At 70.5% G+C, this 19,114-nt stretch carries 14 protein-coding genes; 4 read left to right on the plus strand and 10 right to left on the minus strand.

The features are described 5' to 3' along the window. Positions 1-69: 69 nt before the first annotated feature. The gene (locus OO70_RS07830) at positions 70-870 is read right to left on the minus strand and encodes a crotonase/enoyl-CoA hydratase family protein (RefSeq protein WP_043666055.1); all 801 of its coding nucleotides are present in this window, start codon (positions 868-870) and stop codon (positions 70-72) included. A gap of 167 nt (positions 871-1,037) precedes the next feature. On the opposite strand from OO70_RS07830, the gene OO70_RS07835 reads away from it, so the two are divergent. Continuing rightward, on the plus strand, positions 1,038-2,657 hold the full coding sequence (locus tag OO70_RS07835) for an acyl-CoA synthetase (RefSeq protein WP_043666058.1): 1,620 nt from the start codon (positions 1,038-1,040) through the stop codon (positions 2,655-2,657). A 120-nt stretch (positions 2,658-2,777) separates the two neighbouring features. After that, positions 2,778-4,589, plus strand: coding sequence for an LTA synthase family protein (locus OO70_RS07840; RefSeq protein ID WP_043666061.1), 1,812 nt, complete (start codon positions 2,778-2,780; stop codon positions 4,587-4,589). Positions 4,590-4,936: 347 nt separating this feature from the next. Here OO70_RS07840 and OO70_RS07850 read toward each other — a convergent pair whose 3' ends face one another. Further along, on the minus strand, positions 4,937-5,812 hold the full coding sequence (locus OO70_RS07850) for an alpha/beta fold hydrolase (protein ID WP_043666064.1): 876 nt from the start codon (positions 5,810-5,812) through the stop codon (positions 4,937-4,939). Positions 5,813-6,010: 198 nt separating this feature from the next. On the opposite strand from OO70_RS07850, the gene paaK reads away from it, so the two are divergent. Continuing rightward, positions 6,011-7,309, plus strand: coding sequence for a phenylacetate--CoA ligase PaaK (gene paaK / locus OO70_RS07855; RefSeq protein WP_043666066.1), 1,299 nt, complete (start codon positions 6,011-6,013; stop codon positions 7,307-7,309). Between the two features lie 42 nt (positions 7,310-7,351). Here the strand turns inward: paaK and OO70_RS07860 are convergent, their stop codons facing one another. Continuing rightward, positions 7,352-8,137, minus strand: a complete 786-nt coding sequence (locus OO70_RS07860) for an amidohydrolase family protein (protein WP_043666069.1) — start codon at positions 8,135-8,137, stop codon at positions 7,352-7,354. An 85-nt stretch (positions 8,138-8,222) separates the two neighbouring features. On the opposite strand from OO70_RS07860, the gene OO70_RS07865 reads away from it, so the two are divergent. After that, entirely contained in the window at positions 8,223-8,618 is a 396-nt protein-coding gene (locus OO70_RS07865) for a MerR family transcriptional regulator (RefSeq protein WP_078651296.1), read from the plus strand. A gap of 7 nt (positions 8,619-8,625) precedes the next feature. On the opposite strand, the gene OO70_RS07870 is transcribed toward OO70_RS07865, so the two are convergent. The 7 genes from OO70_RS07870 to OO70_RS07900 form a co-directional block, all read right to left on the minus strand. Then, a complete protein-coding gene (locus OO70_RS07870; protein ID WP_043666073.1) occupies positions 8,626-10,122 on the minus strand; it encodes an acyl-CoA synthetase in 1,497 nt (498 codons plus the stop codon). Positions 10,123-10,232: 110 nt separating this feature from the next. Further along, on the minus strand, positions 10,233-11,783 hold the full coding sequence (locus tag OO70_RS07875) for an acyl-CoA synthetase (protein ID WP_043666801.1): 1,551 nt from the start codon (positions 11,781-11,783) through the stop codon (positions 10,233-10,235). Between the two features lie 56 nt (positions 11,784-11,839). Then, complete coding sequence (locus OO70_RS07880) at positions 11,840-12,949, minus strand: NAD(P)H-dependent flavin oxidoreductase (RefSeq protein WP_043666076.1); 1,110 nt, start codon at positions 12,947-12,949, stop codon at positions 11,840-11,842. Between the two features lie 65 nt (positions 12,950-13,014). Further along, positions 13,015-13,788: a class I SAM-dependent methyltransferase gene (locus OO70_RS07885; protein WP_407702755.1), complete on the minus strand. Its 774-nt coding sequence runs from the start codon at positions 13,786-13,788 to the stop codon at positions 13,015-13,017. Between the two features lie 10 nt (positions 13,789-13,798). Further along, entirely contained in the window at positions 13,799-14,182 is a 384-nt protein-coding gene (locus OO70_RS07890; protein WP_043666082.1) for a hypothetical protein, read from the minus strand. A gap of 63 nt (positions 14,183-14,245) precedes the next feature. After that, on the minus strand, positions 14,246-15,820 hold the full coding sequence (locus OO70_RS07895) for a phytoene desaturase family protein (protein WP_043666085.1): 1,575 nt from the start codon (positions 15,818-15,820) through the stop codon (positions 14,246-14,248). Positions 15,821-16,571: 751 nt separating this feature from the next. Next, on the minus strand, positions 16,572-18,809 hold the full coding sequence (locus OO70_RS07900; RefSeq protein WP_043666088.1) for a serine/threonine-protein kinase: 2,238 nt from the start codon (positions 18,807-18,809) through the stop codon (positions 16,572-16,574). Between the last annotated feature and the right edge of the window lie 305 nt (positions 18,810-19,114).

Consider the following 19,114-nt stretch of genomic DNA (forward strand, 5'->3'; position numbering starts at 1 on the left):
AGGGGCGCGGGGAACTGCGCGACCAGCCACAACGAACCCGCAGACACAAACCGGCCGACAAACGAAGCACTACGCCCGCTTATAAACAGGCGCCCGCTTCTCCGCAAAGGCACGTGCCCCCTCCTTCGCATCGGCGGTATCGAAGATCGGCCACCCGCGCTTGAGTTCGGCCGCGAGGCCCTCTGTCTCGGTCTGCTCTGCGGTCTCGTACACCGACGCCTTGACCGCCTCGACCGCCAACGGCCCACACGCGTTGACGAGTTCGGCGATCTCCAGGGCCTTGCTGAGGGCCGTGCCGTCGGGGACGACATGCCCGACCAGCCCGATGTCCGCCGCCTCCCGCGCGCTGTACGGACGTCCGGTGAGCAACATCTCCAAGGCATGCGTGCGCGGAATCTGCCGCTGCAGGCGGACAGTTGAGCCCCCGATCGGGAAAAGCCCGCGCTTGACCTCGAACAGGCCGAAGGTGGCGGACTCCCCGGCGACTCGGATATCGGTCCCCTGAAGAATCTCCGTACCGCCGGCTACGCAGTAGCCCTCAACGGCGGCGATCACCGGCTTACGCGGCCGATGGTGCCGCAGCATCGCCTTCCAGTGCAGGTCAGGATCGGCGGTAAGCCGCTCGCGATACTGCTGCCCCTCCATGCCCTTCCCGGCCAGCGCCTTGAGGTCCATACCAGCGCAGAACGCACCCCCCGCACCGGTCAGCACGACCGAGCGGATCGCGTCATCCGCGTCGGCCTCGACCCAGCCGTCGTACAGACCGACCAGCATCGGCAACGAGAGCGCGTTCTTGACCTCGGGCCTGTTGAGCGTGAGCACCAGCGTGGCGCCTTCACGCCGCACGGTCAGGTGTTCCGTACCGCCCATTGCCGTTCTCCCGTCGCCGTACCGCCTCCGGAACGAGAACAGGTTGCAGGAGGCGCCCTGCCAGTACAAGAGGTTTCTGACACTCAGTCAGATTTCTTCTGCGCGGACCCTTCACAGTTGCCGCGCCCTTTGCTCTGATGACCGGCGAACCGACGTCAGGAGGAGTGGTGGAGTACAACATTGCCGACCTGTTCGAGTCGGTCGTCGACGTGGTCCCCGACCGCGAGGCGCTCGTGTACATCGACCACCCGGGCACGGGCGCGGAACGCCGCCTGACCTACGCGGAGTTGGACGCGGCCGCGAACCGCGTCGCGCATCATCTGATCGACGTCGGGATACGCCCCGGTGAGCACCTCGGGCTTCATCTCTACAACGGCGTCGAGTACTTGCAGACGGTGCTGGGCTGCCTGAAGGCACGGGTCGTGCCGGTCAACGTCAACTACCGGTACGTCGAAGAGGAGTTGGTGTACCTCTACCGGGACGCCGATCTCGTGGCGCTGGTCTTCGACACGGAGTTCACCGAGCGGGTGGCGGCCGCGCTGCCCCGGGCGGAGCAACTGCGGCACCTGGTAAGGGTGGGGACACCGCAGGCGGGCGCGCCGGATGTGCCCGCCGTGGCCTTCTCGGACGCCGAGGCCACCGGGTCCACCGAGCGCGGGTTCCCGGCCCGGTCGGGCGACGACCAGTTCATCATCTACACCGGCGGCACGACCGGGATGCCCAAGGGCGTGATGTGGCGCCAGGAGGACCTGTTCTTCTCGGGGCTCGGCGGCGGCGCGCCGACCGGTGAACCGGTGAAGAAACCGGAGGAGTTGGCCGAGCGGGTCGCGGCCGGCGGAGCGGGGATCACGTTCTTCCCCACTCCCCCGCTGATGCACGGCACCTCCACGCTCACCGCGTTCATCGGCTTCAACTTCGGTCAACGCGTCGTGATCCACCGCAAGTTCGTGCCGGATGAGGTGCTGCGGACCATCGAGAAGGAGAAGGTCACCAGCATCTCCCTGGTCGGTGACGCGATGCTGCGGCCGCTGATCGACGCCCTCAACGGGCCGATGAAGGGCACCGATTGCTCGTCGGTGTTCAGTGTGTCGTCGTCGGGCGCGATCATGTCGGAGACGGTGCGCCGACAGTTCCAGGCCCTGCTCCCGAACACGATGCTGCTGAACAACTACGGCTCGTCCGAGTCCGGCTTCAACGGCACGGCGACGGCCGACTCCGGGGCCGGGCAGTCCTTCCGCATCCGGGTCAACTCCCGTACCCAGGTGGTCGATCCGGCCACGCACGAGCCGGTCGCCGTCGGTGAGATCGGCCGGGTCGCCCAGTGCGGACACGTACCGCTCGGCTACTACAACGACCCGAGGAAAACCGCCGAGACCTTCTTCCAGAAGGACGACGAACGGTGGGTCCTGCTCGGCGACATGGCGACCGTGGACGAGGAGGGTGTCGTCACGGTCCTCGGCCGCGGTTCGCAGTGCATCAACACCGGTGGCGAGAAGGTGTATCCGGAGGAGGTCGAGCAGGCGCTCAAGTCGCATCCGGATGTCTACGACGCGCTGGTGGCCGGGGTGCCTGACACGAAGTGGGGCAACCATGTGGCCGCCGTCGTACAACTGCGGGCGGGTGCGCTACGACCGTCGCTGGACGACATCCAGACGCACTGCCGCACCCACCTCGCCGGGTACAAGATCCCGCGCCAGCTGGTGATCGCGGAGTCCATCCAGCGGTCACCGAGTGGCAAGGCGGACTACCGGTGGGCGCGGGAGGTGGCTGTCGCCGCGGATCAGTGAGCCGGTGCGGACTCCGGAGTGAACTGACGGTAGCGTGCGGCCGTACTGGTGATGGCGGACCTGGCGACCCGGACCAGGTCGGCCATGCCATCACCGGGTTTCGCACGGAAGGAAGTTCGGGTGTCGCTCTTCACGCGCTCTCGCCCATTGCCGGACCAGAAGGATGCCGAGGAAACCGGCCCGGCGGCGACCGAGCCCGCCTCACTCGAACCCCCTGACTCAGCCGAAGCCCCAGAGTCGCCGGAAACCGCTGACTCGACCGAGCAGCCGTCGCAACTCCCGCTCCGCGCGGGCTGGTTCGGCTGGCGTCGCCGTTACCCCGGCGCGGCACGTGCCGTGGGTGTGGGCACGAGTGTCCTGGCCGGTGTGCTGCTGTTCGTCGCGCTCATCGTGCCGGACCGTCTCGACCGGATGACGTTCCAGTCGTTCCTCCGCTTCCCTGTGGAGCTGATCATCCTCGCGGTCGTGCTGCTCGTGCTGCCGTCGCGGGCGCGGCGGATCGCCGCCGTCGTCCTGGGTGCGTTCGTCGGGCTGTCCGCCGTCCTGAAGTGCATGGACATGGGCTTCTACCAGACCCTGGCCCGGCCGTTCGACCTGGTCTTCGACTGGGTTCTGTTGAGCGACGCGGCGGACTGGATGAAGGACTCGTTCGGGCGTTCGGGCGAGGTGCTCGCGATCATCGGCGTGATCGTCCTGCTGATCGCCGTGCTCGTGTTGAGCGCGCTCGCGATGGTGCGACTGTCGAACGTGCTGGCCAGGCACCGCCCCATGGCCGTACGCACCACACTCGTCCTCGGAGTTGTGTGGATCACGTGCTTCACCCTGAGCGTGCAGGTCGGCGGCGTCACGCTCGCCACCAAGGGATACAGCACGTTCCTCGCCAACCGGGTGCAGTACGTCCGCGACGGCTTGGGGGACGCCGACGTCTTCAAGAAGCAGCTCACCGTCGACGCCTTCGCCAAAACCCCGTCCAACCAACTCCTGACCGGACTGCGCGGCAAGGACGTCCTGTTCACGTTCATCGAGAGCTACGGCCGGGTGGCGATCGACGATCCGACGATGGCGCCGGAGATGGACGCGACGCTCACGGCGGGCGACGCGAGGCTGAAGTCGGCCGGATTCGCCTCGCGCAGCGCCTGGCTCAGGTCGCCCGTGACGGGCGCCGGCAGCTGGCTCGCCCACTCGACGTTCCTGTCCGGCCTGTGGATCAAGAACCAGCAGCGGTACCGGACCGTGACCACCAGCACCCGCGCGACCCTCACCAGCTACTTCCAGAAGACCGGCGCCTGGCGCACGGTCGGCATCGTCCCCGGCGTGCGCAAGTCCTGGCCCGAGGGCAAGTACTTCGGCCTCGACAACATCTACGACTCCACGCACCTCGGCTACAACGGTCCGTACTTCAGCTGGACGCCGGTGCCGGACCAGTTCAGCCTGCAGTCCTTCGAGGATCTGGAGTACGGCAAGAAGAACCGCGACCCGATCATGGCGGAGATCATCCTGGCCTCCAGCCACAACCCCTGGTCCCCCATCGCCCACACGATCCCCTGGAACGACCTCGGGGACGGCACGATCTTCAACAAGATCAAGAAAGAGGGCACGAACCCGACGGAGGTCTGGAAGAGCGCGAAGCGCGTGCGGACCGAGTACCGCAAGGCCATCCAGTACTCCGTGGACAGCCTGACCCAGTGGATGCAGCGCTACGGCAACAAGAACACCGTCCTCGTCTTCCTCGGCGACCACCAGCCCGTCCCGACGGTCACCGGGGGCACCAGCGACAAGGACGTGCCGATCACGATCGTCGCCCACGACCCGAAGGTGCTGGACCGGATCGCCAACTGGGGCTGGACGGACGGCATCAAGCCCGCCGACAACGCACCGGTGCTGAGCATGGACAAGTTCCGGGACCGCTTCATGACGGCGTTCGCGAAGTGACCTGGTCCTGACGAACCCCGCTGGTGTGGCCACCCGCGATCACCAGCGTGGGCATGGTGATCCTCCCCATGTGGTCCCACCACATGGGGTTGGGGTCGTTCGCCCGTGCGTCGGTCGCCTCGATCATGGCCCAGTCGAACGGCGGGTCCCCCGCGGGCCGTTCGGTGGGCGGCCGTGGCGGATCGAAGGGGATCGGCGACGGCACATCCTGCAACACCAGCCGCCGTACGGCGCCGGGTGCCTCCTGGGCGAGCAGGTACGCGACGATGCAGTCGAGGGTGATGCCGCTCGCCTTGACGGTACGGGTTCGGTGTCCATGCCGGGAACGTAACCGGTGTGCCGTCGGGTCAGTCGCCTGCTCTGCCGAGGGCAGAGGCGCCCGCTCCGCTCCCGTCCAGGAACGTGGTGACGCGGCGCACGAACCACTCCGGGTCGTCGAGCCACGGGTAGTGACCGGCACCAGGCTGGACCGCCAACTCCGCGTTCTGGAACAGGTCGGCGGCGCGGCGGGCGAGGTCGGGACGGGGGCCGCCGTCGAGTTCACCGGCGAGCACCAGGACGGGTGCGGGGAGGGCGGCGAGGGCGGCACGGGTGGCGGGTGGGTTGAAAGCACCCTCGGCGAAGTACAGTTCGGCGGCCTCGTCGTTGCACTGCTCGTCGGCGAGTGCGGAGTGCTCCTCGGCGACGGCATCCCATCGGCCGTAGAAGAAGGGCTCGAAGACCGGGTCGAAGTCTTCTGCGCCCGCGAGCCATGCCTCGAACGCCGGGTACGCGCCCGCGAACCACGGCTCGCCCTTCCGTAGCCGTGCGGCGGCGAGCCGGTCCTCGGCCGTGGCCGGCATGTCCAGTGCCCACGGGGTGGCGGTGACGAGGGCCAGTCGTGCCACCCGCTCGGGATACCGGGCGGCGTACAGCATCGCGAGGCTGCCGCCCGCCGAGTGCGCGAGCACATCTATGTGGTCCAACCCCATGTGGGCGCGCAACACCTCCACGTCATCGACCAACCGGTCGCAGCGATACGTCGCCGGGTCCGCCGGCATCGCGGAGTCACCGGTCCCCCGCAGATCGAGCAGGACCAGCCGACGATGCGCGTCCAGCCCACCCAGGTCACCGAGATACGCGGAGGCCCGCATGGGCCCTCCGGGCAGGACGACGAGCGGCTCGCCCTCACCCCGTACGTGGTAGGCGAGTTGGGTGCCGTCGGCGGCGGTGAAGGTCGGCATGGGGCTGATCCTCACCGCCAACCGCCTCCAGCCGCAAGGCAGTTCCTGGGGTTCTCCCGGGACGCTCCCGGGCGACGCGCCGAGAAAGTGCGGGCAGACCTCTTGCCCAGGCGGTCGGTGGACTGGATTACTGACCCCACACACGGCGACCGAATGATCGGTCGCCCGAAATAGTGCGATTGGCGAGGGAGTGCGGCGATGGCTGACGCGGCGGAGCTGCTCGACTCGGGAGAACTGCTCGACCAGGAGGCACTCCAGGCGTTGCAACTGGAGCGGTTGCGGGCCTCGCTCCACCACGCCTACGCGAACGTGCCCTTCTACCGGCAGTCCTTCGACGCGGCCGGGGTGCACCCGGACGACTGCCGCGCACTGTCCGACCTCGCCCGTTTCCCGTTCACCACGAAGGTGGACCTGCGCGAGAACTACCCGTACGGGATGTTCGCCGTCCCCGAGGACCGCATCCGCCGCATCCACGCGTCGAGCGGCACCACCGGACGCCCCACAGTGGTCGGCTACACAGAGAACGACCTTTCCATGTGGGCGGACATGGTGGCCCGTTCGATCCGCGCCGCGGGCGGACGGCCCGGCGACAAGGTGCATGTGGCGTACGGCTATGGGCTGTTCACCGGTGGCCTGGGCGCCCACTATACCGCCGAACGACTGGGCTGTACGGTCATCCCCGCGTCCGGCGGTATGACGGCCCGCCAGGTGCAGCTGATCCAGGACCTGCGGCCCGGGATCATCATGGTGACCCCGTCCTACATGCTGACGCTCCTCGACGAGTTCGAACGGCAAGGGGTCGATCCGCGCGGCACCTCCCTCCGTGTCGGCATCTTCGGGGCGGAGCCGTGGACCGAGCAGATGCGGCAGGAGATCGAGGAGCGGTTCGCGATCGACGCGGTCGACATCTACGGGCTGTCGGAGGTGATCGGTCCGGGGGTCGCGCAGGAGTGCGTGGAGACGAAGGACGGGTTGCACATCTGGGAGGACCACTTCTTCCCGGAGGTCGTCGACCCGATCACGGGCGAGGTGCTGCCGGAGGGCGAGAAGGGCGAGTTGGTGTTCACCTCGCTCACCAAGGAGGCCATGCCGGTGATCCGTTACCGCACCCGGGACCTGACCCGCCTCCTTCCCGGCACCGCCCGACCTGCTTTCCGGCGCATGGAGAAGGTCACCGGCCGCAGTGACGACATGGTGATCCTGCGCGGGGTGAACCTCTTCCTCACCCAGATCGAGGAGATCGTCCTGCGCACCCCTGGAGTCGCACCCCACTTCCAGCTCCGCCTCACCCGCGAGGGCCGCCTCGACGCGCTCACGGTACGGGCCGAGGCACGCCCCGACGCCGGCCCCGAGACGCGGGAAGCGGCGGCCCGCGCCATCACCACGGCCGTGAAGGACGGCATCGGCGTCTCCGTCTCTGTCGAGATCGTGGAACCGGAGTCACTGGAGCGCAGCGTGGGCAAGATCCGGCGCATCGTGGACCTCCGGACGTCCTGAGGCGACTCCCCCAGCCCAAGGCACCGCCCGGATACCCCGGAGTCACCCCAGGCCCAACAGTTCCGCCAGATTCCCGCCCAGCACCCGGTCACGGACCTCGCCCGCAGACGTGACCCGTTCAATCGTCGTGCGCGCCACGACGGGGTCTCCGTAGGGAGCGTCCGAGCCGAAGAGGGTGCGGGTGGGGAGTTCGTGTATCGCGAGGCGGACGGCGAAGACGATGTTCGCCGTGGACAGTTCGAGGTGGAGGTTGGGGATCGCGCGGGTCAGCTCGATCGCCTCCATCCAGTGGGCTCCGGCCAGTTGGCTGATCACCAGCGGCACCTTCGGGTAGCGGGCGGCCAGTTGGGCGAGTGTGCGCAGGTCCCCCGCAGTGGTGGGCGCGAAGCCATGGACGACCACCGGGAGTCCGGCATGGTCGTTCGCCGCCCGAAGTACCGGCTCGACCAGGGCCGCCCGGTCCGGGGGCGGGGTGAGTTCCCCGATGCCGTACAACCCGCGACCGGTCACCTCTCGCTCCACCCGCGCCGCGGTCTCGGCGTCAGGACGGCCGAGGGGGACGGAGCCGAAGCCGATGAAACGGTCGGGGTGCGCGGCAAGAGCCTCGTCCAACTCCCGCATCGCCAGGGCGAATCCGTCGTCGCCGGAACCACCGCCCAACGCCCGCTCCAGCACACCCATTTCGCGGCGGAGGGAATCCAGGTCGCTCGCCCGTTCCGGGTGCGCGCGCGTGGGGAACAGCACCGTACGGTCCACACCCGCGTCGTCGAGCGCCAACAGGTGCGCGTCGAGCGGATCGTGGACATGGCTGTGGGCGTCGAGAATCATGTGCGCCTCCCTGAACGTGCCGACCACCCGGCGGAATGCGGGCTGCGGAGGCCAGTGTTGAGCCCTGACACCGTGGGAAGGTCAAGTGGGAGAGGAGCGCGAGCCGGTGCTGATCGGAGAGCTGGCCGAGCGGACGGGAACCAGCGAGCGGCTGCTGCGCCACTACGAACGGGCGGGGCTGCTACGACCCGGGCGGCTGCCCAACGGCTACAGGGAGTACGCCGATTCGGACACCGCCGCCGTACTCCGCATCCGCGCGCTGCTCGCGGCGGGGCTGCCCACCCGGGTCATCCGCCAGGTGCTGCCCTGCACCACGGACGAAGCCGCCGTGCAGCCGTGCCCGGGTGTACTCGACGCCCTGCGCGCCCAGTTGAGCGCCCTGGACCGCCGCTCCGCCGAACTCGCCGCGGCCCGTGAGGTGTTGCGGGACACCATCGCCGGCGCGGAGGCTCGCCCGGCCCCTGCCCCGGCTCCCGAATGAGGGGCACTCAGTCGGCGAACCGCTCCCGCAACTCCCGCTTCAGGATCTTCCCGCTGGCGTTCCGCGGCAGCTCGTCCACGAACAGGACGCGTTTCGGTGCCTTGAAGTGCGGGAGCTTCTCGCGTGCGTGGTCGATGAGTTGGGCCTCGGTGACCTCGCCGCGCGGGACGACGACCGCGGTGACGGCCTCGATCCAGCGGTCGTCGCGGAGGCCGATGACGGCGACCTCCGCGACGCCCTCGTGGGTGTAGAGCGCGTCCTCGACCTGGCGTGAAGCGACCAGTACGCCGCCGGAGTTGATGACGTCCTTCACTCGGTCGACGACGGTGAAGAAGCCGTGCGCGTCCCGTACCGCCAGGTCGCCGGAGTGGAACCAGCCGTCACGGAAGGCGGCGGTCGTCTCCTCGGGCTTGTCCCAGTAGCCCTCGCACAACTGCGGTGAGCGGTAGACGATTTCGCCCGAGGTGCCGTCGGGTACGTCCTTGCCGTCCTCGTCGACCACGCGGGCGTCCACGAAGAGGACCGGGCGGCCGCAGGAGTCCAGTCGACCCTTGTGCTCGTCGGGGCCCAGGACCGTGGCCAACGGGCCGATCTCGCTCTGCCCGAAGCAGTTGTAGAAGGCCAGTTTCGGGAGCCGTTCGCGCAGGCGCTCCAGGACGGGCACCGGCATGATCGACGCGCCGTAGTACGCCTTGCGCAGCCCGCTCAGGTCGCGGGTCGCGAAGTCGGGCCGGTTCGCCAGGCCGATCCACACCGTGGGCGGGGCGAACAGGCTGTCCACGCGCCCGGCCTCGATCAGGTCGAAGAGCCGGTCCCCGTCGGGTGCGTCGAGGATGGTGTTGGTGGCGCCGACCGCCAGGTACGGCAGCAGGAACACGTGCATCTGCGCCGAGTGGTACAGCGGCAGCGAGTGCACCGGCAGGTCCCCCGCACTCAGGTCCAGGGCCGTGATCGCGCTCAAGTACTCGTGCACCAAGGCCCGGTGGGTCATCATCGCGCCCTTGGGCAGCGCGGTCGTGCCCGAGGTGTAGAGCAACTGCACCAGGTCCTCGGTGCGCGGCTCGGGCCCGTCGTACGGCGACGCCGACGTCAGTTGCTCCAGCAGCGAACCCTCCGCGTCCCGCAACGGCAACGTCCTTACGCCGACCGGGAGTTGACCCGCGAGCCCGGGGTCGGTGAGCACCAGCGCGCTGCCGGACTGGCCGACGATGTAGGCGAGGTCGTCGCCGGTGAGGTTCTGGTTGACCGGCACATGCACCAGGCCCGCGCGGGCGCAGGCGAGAAAGCCGATCAGGTAGGCGTCCGAGTTGTGGCCGTAGGAGCCGACCCGGTCGCCCGGTGCGAGGCCCTGGTCGAGGAGCACGGTCGCCGCGCGGGAGACGGCCTCGTCGAGTTCCTCGTAGGTCCAGGAGCGCTCGCCGTAGTCCACCGCGACGCGTGCGGGAGTTCGCCGGGCACTGCGTCGCAGTACCCCGTCAACCGTGCTGCCGTGTCCGGGGGTCATGACACATGATCCTCGGGCCGACGCCCGGGCAGGTCAAGCCGACTGGTCGAGGTGGTCCCGGCCCACATGGGGTGGGACCACACCCTTCCCGCTCCGAGTTCCTACGGCACTCACATGGGCCGCGTACGCCCCTCCCAGTACGGGTCCCGCAGCCGCCGCTTGTACAGCTTGCCGTTGGGGTCGCGGGGCATTTCGGCGATGAAGTCGATGCTCTTGGGCCGCTTGTAGCCGGCGAGTTCCTCGGCGCAGTGGTCGAGGAGGGCGGTGGCGAGGGCCGGGCCGGGCTCGTGGCCGGAGGCCGGTTCGACGACGGCCTTGACCTCCTCGCCCCAGTCGTCGTGCGGGATGCCGAAGGCAGCGGCGTCGGCGACGGCGGGATGGGCGAGGAGCGCGGACTCGATCTCGGCCGGGTAGATGTTGACGCCGCCCGAGATGATCATGTCGATCTTGCGGTCGCGGAGGAAGAGGTAACCGTCCTCGTCGAGGAGGCCGAGGTCGCCGACGGTGAAGAAGTCGCCGATGCGGTTCTTCTTCGTCTTGGCCTCGTCCTTGTGATAGGCGAAACCGCCGGTGCTCATCTTCATGTAGACCGTGCCGAGTTCACCCGGCGGGAGCCGCTTGCCGTCGTCGTCGAAGACCGCGAGTTCGCTGATGGGCCAGGCCTTGCCGACCGTACCGGGCTTCTTCAGCCAGTCCTCGGCGGTCGCGAAGGCACCACCGCCCTCGCTCGCCGCGTAGTACTCCTCCACACAGTGGCCCCACCAGTCGATCATCGCCCGCTTCACATGGTCGGGACACGGGGCGGCGCCGTGGATGGCGTGCCGCATGGACGAGACGTCGTAGCGCGCCCGTATGTCCTCGGGGAGGGCGAGGAGGCGGTGGAACTGGGTCGGGACCATATGGGTGTGGGTGCACTTCTCGCGGTCGATGAGGCGGAGCATCTCCTCCGGGCTCCACTTGTCCATCAGGACCAGGCGGTGCCCTATGTGCAGGCTCGCGCCCGCGAACTGGAGGACGGCCGTGTGGTAGAGCGGCGAGCAGACCAGGTGCACGTTCTCGTCGAAGGGCTTGATGCCGAAGATGCCGAGGAATCCGCCGAGGTACGCCGACTCGGGCGGCCTGCCGGGCAAGGGGCGGCGGATGCCGCGGGGGCGTCCGGTGGTGCCGGAGGTGTAGTTCATGACCCAGCCGAGCGTGCGGTCCGTGGGCGCCGACTCCGGTTGTCCGTCGAGGAGTTCGGCGTACGGCCGGAAGCCCTCGACCGTGCCCACCGCGTACCGGTGGGTGGCGGGAAGGCCGGCCTCGTCGGCGGCCTGGCGGGCGGGCTCGGCGAACCGCTCGTGCGCGATGAGCACCTTGGCCCCGGAGTCCGCGACGATCCAGGCGATCTCGGGTGCGACGAAGTGGTGGTTGACGGGGACGAGGTAGAACCCGGCCTGGGTGGCGGCGAGATGGGCCGTGAAGAACTCGACGCCGTTGGGCAGGACGACCGCGAAGGCGTCGCCGCGTTCGAGTCCGGCCGCGCGCAGACCGTGGACGAGTTGGTTGGCGGCGGCGTGCAGGCGTCCCGCGGTCCACACCGCGCCGTCGGGAGCGACGAGGACCTCACGATCGGGGTCCTGAGCGGCCTGGGCCCAGAAGCCGGCGGGCGGTGTGCTCACACCCTGTGTGGCCGCCCCACGTGTGGTCCCGCCCTGTGTGGTCTCCCCCTGCGCGCTCACTGGCCGCTCCTTCCGGCGATGCGGTTGATGCGGTCGACGGCGTGCTCGAAGCCGCGGGTGAGGTCGTCGAAGACGGCCTGGACACTGCGTTCGCTGTTCATCCGGCCGACGATCTGGCCGACGGGGGTGCCGAGCAGTGGTTCGACCTCGTACTTCTGGATGCGCGAGACGGCCTCGGCGACCAGCAGTCCCTGCAGCGGCATCGGGAGGGTGCCCGGTCCGCTCGCGTCGTCCCAGGCGTCGGTCCACTCGGTGCGCAGTTGGCGGGCCGGTTTGCCGGTCAGGGCGCGGGAGCGGACGGTGTCGCCGGACCCGGCGGCGAGCAGTTTGCGGGTCAGGGCGGCCGAGTGCATGTCTGCTTCTGTGGTGGTCAGCCATACAGAGCCCAGCCACACACCTTGAGCACCAAGACTGAGCGCGGCGGCCACCTGCTGTCCGCTGCCGATGCCGCCCGCGGCGAGTACCGGCAGCGGGTCGACGGCGTCGACGACCTCGGGTGTGAGCACCATGGAGGCGATCTCACCGGTGTGGCCGCCGGCCTCGTAGCCCTGCGCCACGACGATGTCGATCCCGCCCTCCGCGTGCTTGCGCGCGTGCCGGGCGCTGCCCGCGAGCGCGGCGACGAGGACGTCCTGGTCATGGGCGCGGGCCACGACGTCGGCGGGCGGGGAACCCAGCGCGTTGGCGAGCAGCTTGATCGGATAGTCGAAGGCGACGTCGAGCTGGTTGCGGGCGACCTGTTCCATCCACCCGGTGATGCGCCAGCCGGACACCTCGCCCTCGGCGAGTTCGGGCACGCCGTACTTGGCCAGGGTCTCGACGACGAACTGCCGATGCCCTTCCGGGATCATCGCCTCGACCTCGGCCTCGGTGACGCCCTCCACCTTCTTCGCCGGCATGACGACGTCGAGGCCGTACGGCAGCCCGTCGACGTGCGCCTCCAGCCAGTCGAGGTCGTGCTTGAGGTCGTCGGGGGCGGTGTAGCGGACCGCGCCGAGCACTCCGAAACCGCCGGCCCGGCTGATGGCCGCGGCGACGGCGGGGAACGGCGTGAAGCCGAAGATGGCGTGCTCGATTCCCAGTTTCTTGCTCAACTCCGTCTGCATGGGCGCAGAATGCCGCAGTCCTCCGGACGACGGAAGGCCTTTTCTGATGCTCCGTCAGATTTTCCTCAGAGCAGGGCCCGCCGGGCGGTGAGCACGGGCTGGTAGAAGCCGCTGCTCTCCGGTCCGTGCCAACTGACGTCCGCGAAGCCCGCTTCGCGGACGGCATCGGTCAACTGGCGCCGCGTCTGGGCCCAGTAGGTGGTACGGCGGACCCGTACCTCCCAGCCGTCCCCGTCCGGCAGGAGCTGGAAGTGCTCGAGGTCGTAGCGCTCGCCGTCCTCGTGCCAGTGCCACAACTGGAAGGTGACCACGCGGCCTTGGCCGGTCGTCGACACCTGCGGAGCCGCGGACGCGGGACGGCCGGCGCGGATCTCGTCGTAGTCCCGGACGCTCAGCACAAGGAGCCCGTCGTCGCGCAGGACCCGTCGCATGCCGACCAGCGCCGCACGTACGTCGTCGGGTGTCAGCAGATGCGGCAACGAGTTGTCGGCACAGACCACGACGTCGAAGGCGGACGCCCGGAACGGCAGTGTCCGCATGTCCGCCACGGTCACCGGAAGGCCGATACCCCGGGCAGCGGCCTCTGCGGCGGCCCGCGTGACCGCGGCCGGGCTCAGGTCGCTGCCGATCACTCCGTGTCCGACCGCGGCGAGCCCGATCGCCTGGGTGCCGATCCCGCAGGAACAGTCCAGCACCCGATGGGGCCCGGCCCCGAGCCGCGCCCGGACGAGCCCGTCGAGCGCCTCGGCCTGGCGGGCCATGCTCGCGTCCCAGTCCGGGAAGATCAGGTGGTAGTCGGCGGCGAGGCCGTCGTAGAAGTCCCGGACCGAGGGCACGATCACCTTCCTGTCAGCGGTTTTCCAGCCGGACGTGCAGTTCCCGCTCCTGGTCGCCCGAGGTGACCGCGAGGTCGTGCACGATGAACAGGGAGTCCAGGGTCGTACGGAACTGTTCGATGGCCCAGTACCCGCCCTGCAGATCCGCCTCGACGGACGCCCCGAGCCGGGCCGGGCCGCCGGAGGCGCCCTCGTGGGCGTCGGCGACGTCGAAGGTGCCGAGCCAGACCGTGGGGCGGGTGTCGTGGTGGTCCCGGGGTACGTCGTCCGCGTGCCGGTCGGATCCGTAGCACGCGCACAGCGTGTCGAACACGATCCGGGCGTCCTCCTTGCTGCACCCGCTGATCTCCACCGAGACGGATTCCGGGTGCCCTGGCACTGTGTGCACGCTGTCCATGGCGGTCGCTCCTCTCGTCCACTCCCAGAAAAGCACCACTTTCCCGGCAGGGCACCAGGGCGGTCAGCCGGCGTCGCCCTCCAATACCGCCATCGCCGCGTTGTGCCCCGGTACACCGCTCACTCCCCCGCCACGCACGGCGCCCGCGCCGCACAGCAACACGTTCGCGTGCCGGGTCTCGACGCCCCAGCGGCCGGTGCCGTCCTGGGCGTAGGGCCAGCTCAGCTCGCGGTGGAAGATGTTGCCGCCGGGGAGCCGGAGGTCGCGCTCCAGGTCGAGCGGGGTCTTCGCCTCGATGCAGGGGCGTCCGTCCGCGTCGGTGGCCAGGCAGTCCGCGAGCGGTTCGGCGAGGTGGGCGTCGAGCTGGGCGAGGGTCGCCTTCAACAGCTCGTCGCGTACGGCGTCGTTGTCCCGTTCGAAGAGCCGCGCCGGGGTGTGCAGGCCGAAGAGGGTGAGGGTCTGGTAGCCGTCCTCGACGAGGTCCCGGCCGAGGATGCTCGGGTCGGTGAGGGAGTGGCAGTAGATCTCGGAGGGCGGTGCGGCGGGCAGCGAACCGGCCGTGGCCTGGGCGTGTGCGGTGGCGAGTTGGTCGTAGCCCTCGGCGATGTGGAAGGTGCCGGCGAACGCCTCGCGCGGGTCGACCGAGGTGTCGCGGAGCCTGGGCAGCCGTTTGAGCAGCATGTTCACCTTGAGCTGGGCGCCCTCTGCGGGGGCGGGCGGCTCGTCGCCGGTGAGGGCGGCCAGTTGTTGCGGGGAGGCGCCGACGAGGACGTGCCGGGCGGCCACGACGCCTTCGCCGTCGGCCGTGCGGTAGGTGATCTCGGCGGCGCGTCCGTCCGTGTCGATACGGAGGGCCTCGTGCCCGGTGGCGAGTACGGCGCCGGCCTCGCGCGCGGTCGTGGCGAGGGCGTCGGTGAGGGCGCCCATGCCACCGACCGGGACGTCCCAGGCGCCGGTGCCGCCGCCGATGACGTGGTAAAGGAAGCAACGGTTCTGCGCGAGCGAGACGTCGTGCGCGTCGGCGAAGGTGCCGATGAGAGCGTCGGTGAGGACGACACCCCGGACCAGGTCGTCGGTGAAGTTCTCCTCGATAGCGACGCCGATCGGCTCCTCGAAGAGCATCCGCCACGCGTCTTCGTCGTCCACGCGGCGGCGCAGTTCGTCGCGGGTGGGCAGCGGTTCGGTGAGCGTGGGGAAGACCCGCTGCGCGAGGCGGCCGGTCATGCCGTAGAGCCGCTGCCAGGCCGCGTACTCGCGGTCGCCGCCGGTCAGCCGGGCGAAGGCGTCGCGGGTGCGGCGCTCGCCGCCGCCGACGAGGAGGCCGGTGGGGCGTCCGTCGCGTTCGACGGGGGTGTACGACGAGATGGTGCGTCCACGGATGCGGAAGTCGAGGCCGAGGTCCCGCACGATCTTCTTGGGCAGCAGGCTGACCAGGTACGAGTACCGGGAGAGGCGTGCGTCGACCCCGGCGAACGGGCGGGTCGACACGGCGGCGCCGCCGGTGGTGCCGAGGCGCTCCAGCACGAGCACGGAGCGCCCGGCCCGGGCCAGGTAGGCGGCGGCGACCAGGCCGTTGTGGCCACCGCCGACGATGACGGCGTCGTAGGTCCGGTGTCCGGGTCCCTCGTGTGCAGGCATGGTTCTTCGTAACACGAGGTGATCTAGGTCGGCCAGGGGTGGGCGGGGGTCCTCCGGGGCTGGGGGCGGATGCGGATGGCCGACGGCAGGCCGGGCCGGCCGCAGCCGCGGAGAGACGTGGGCGCGCTGTCGTCTGCGCCCACGGGCGGCGAGGGCGGCCCCGGCCACCAGTGAGTCCCCGCCGCCGCCTCCAGCGCCGCGGTCACAGAGGCGGGTATGGCCGACGGCACGCGCGGCCGTCCGCGTCCGCAGACAGGCACAGGCCCGCTGTCGTCGGCGGCCCACGTCCCCACGGGTGGCGGGGGCGGCCCCGGCCACCAGTGAGTCCCGGCCGCCCCCTCCAGCGCCGCGGTCACAGAGCCGGGTACGGCCGACCGCAGGCGCGGCCGTCCGCATCCGCGGACAGGCACAGGCGCGCTGTCCTCGCCGCCCACAGCCCCACGGGTGGCGAAGGCGGCCCCGACCACCAGTGAGTCCCGGACGCCCGCCTCCAGCGCCGCGGTCACAGAGGCGGGTACGGCCGACGGCACGCGCGGCCGTCCGCGTCCGCTGACAGGCACGGGCGCGCTGTCGTCGGCACCCACGGCCCCACGGGCGACGAGGGCAACCCCAGCCACCAGTGAGTCCCGCGACGCCCGCGTCCAGGACTGCGGTCGCAGACGCGGGTACGGCCGACCGCATGCGCAGACAGGCACGGACGCGCTGTCCTCGCCGCCCACGGCCCCACGGGTGGCGGGGCGGCCCCCGGCCGTCAGTGGCTCCCGGGCGTCCGCCCCTGTCGTAGCACCGCCACCCGGCGGTACAGCTCGACGGCCTCGGCGTTGCGGCCGAGTTGTTCGAGGCAGTGGGCCTCGTCGTTGCGGCTGGCGAGGGTGTCGGGGTGGTCCGGGCCGAGGACGCGTTCGCGGGCGGCGGCCACCCGGCGGTACTCGGTGAGGGCGTCGGCCCAGCGGCCCAGCCAGCCGAGGCCTACGGCGACCTCGCGGCGGCTGACCAGGGTGTCGGTGTGGTCGGCGCCGAGGACGCGCTCGCGGATGGCGCATACGTCGCGGGACTCGGCGAGGGCCTCCTCCCAGCGGCCGAGGCGGCCGAGGTTGACGCCGAGGCCGTGCCGGGCGCGGAGGGTCTCGGGGTGGGCGGGGCCGTGGACGCGGGTGCGGTCGTCGATCAGGTCGCGGTAGAGCTTGAGGGCGTCGGCGCTGCGGCCGAGCCGGCCGAGGCTGATGCCGATCTCGTAGCGGGCGGCGAGTGTGTCGGCGTGATCGGGACCGAGCGCCTGGGCGCGGGCCTCGGCGACCTCGCCGTAGGTCTGCAGGGCCTCGGGCCAGCGGCCCAACTGGCCCAGCGCGTACGCCACTTCGTAGCGGGTGACCAGGGTGTCGGGGTGGCCGGGGCCCAGCACGCGGGCGCGGGCGGCGGCGACCTCGCAGGCCATGCGGTACGAGTCCTCCAGGCGGCCGAGCCTGCTGAGGTTGAACGCGAGGTTGTGGCGGCAGCGCAGGGTGTCCGGGTGGTCGGGGCCCATCGTGCGTTCCCGGGCGGCGAGTACGGACGTGTACACCTGGTGTGCGTCAAAGTGGCGGCCCAACTGCCCCAGGACGTACGCCATTTCCTGCCGGGCGGCGAGCGTGTCGGCGTGGTCGGCGCCCAACGCCCCTTCCCTGACCCGGGCGACGTGCGTGTACTCGCGCAGGGCGTCGGCGGCGCGGCCGGTGCGGCTGAGGGTGAAGCCGAGTTCGTAGCGGCTGGCGAGGGTGTCGGGGTGGTCCGGGCCCAGCAGGCGCTCGCGTTCGGCGGCGACCGCGCGGTGCACCTCGCCGGCCTCCGCCCAGCGGCCGAGCCGGCCCAGGCTCAGGCCCGCGTTGTGGCGTGCGGCCAGGGCGTCGAGGACCTCCGGGGGCGGTGAGGCCGGCGTCTCCGGTGCCGGTGCGTCGGGGTGGCCGGTGGCCGGGCGGGCGATCCATTCGCCGGTGAGTCCGGCTCCGGCGTCCGGCGGTGTGGTGCGCAGTCCGGCGCCGGTCGCCTTGTGCCCGGTGGTCATGCCGCGGGTCCAGGACGGCAGGCGCGGCTCGCGGGACACCGGCTCCGGCGGCCGGAGTTGAGGCTGCGGGGTCACAACTGTCGGGACGTACAGGGGTGTCGTACGGCCCATGGTGATGCGGCGACCCAACTCCCGGGCGTCGTGCGGGCGTTGTTCGGGGAGCTTGGCCAGCAGGTCGAGGATGGCCTTCTCCAGGTACTCGGGCAGTTCGGGGCGCTGGGTGCGAGGCGGCCGGGGCGGGGTGTCGCGGTGGCCGATGAGTATGGCCCAGGCGTCGCCGAGGTCGAACGGCGGTGCCCCGGTGGCGAGTTCGTACAGCACACAGCCGAAGGAGTAGAGGTCGCTGCGCTGGTCGACCTCAGTGCCGCTGATCTGTTCCGGCGACATGTAGTGCGGGGTGCCCATCGCGATGCCGGTGCCGGTCAGCCGGGAGGTGAAGCCGATGTCGGCGCCGAGTCGGGCGATGCCGAAGTCGCAGATCTTCACCGTGCCGTCGGTCAGCCGCATGATGTTCGCGGGCTTCAAGTCCCGGTGCACGATGCCCTGTTGGTGGCAGTAGGCGAGGGCGGAGGCGACCTGCTCGGCGATGTCGACGACGTCACCGACGGGGAGCGGACGCTGTTGGTTGTCCTCCAGGAGCTGGCAGAGGTTGCGGCCGTCGAGGAGCTCCATCACGAGGTAGAGGACGCCGTCGGACTCGCCGAAGTCGTGGACGACGGTCACCCCGCGGTGCTGGAGCGCGGCGGCGACCCGGGCCTCGCGCCGGAACCGCTCGCGCAGGACGCGGGTGAACGACTGGTCGTGGTGCGGGCCCAGCGGCTTGAGGCACTTCACGGCGACATGCCTCCCCAGCGACTCGTCCCGCGCGCGCCACACCTCGCCCATGCCGCCGCGCCCGATCAGCTCGAGCAACCGGTAGCGGCCCTGGATCAGCCTGCTGTCCCCCATCTCCCGCGATCGCCCCCGTCAGTGTTCGTCCCGCCCTCCCCTGGCTCGTCCAGTATGGCGAGCGATCGTCCGACTTTGTACGGGGCGGGCCGTGAGCCGGGCCGAGCCGTGACACGGGTAGCGGGATGCGCCCGGGCGGGAGATGCCGGCGCGCACGGGCGGGAACGCAGCGCAATCAGGATGCCTGTGGCGCGCAGTTGCCGGGGGACGGTGGGGAGGCGCGGGGGTCGGTCTGCCGTACAGCTGCGCGGTCGTACGACGGCAGGGTGGCGTATGCCACGTGCGTCATGCGCCGCCGGAACGCT

Origin of the sequence: Streptomyces xylophagus (assembly GCF_000716435.1) — a bacterium.
Taxonomy (GTDB): Bacteria; Actinomycetota; Actinomycetes; order Streptomycetales; family Streptomycetaceae; genus Streptomyces; species Streptomyces xylophagus.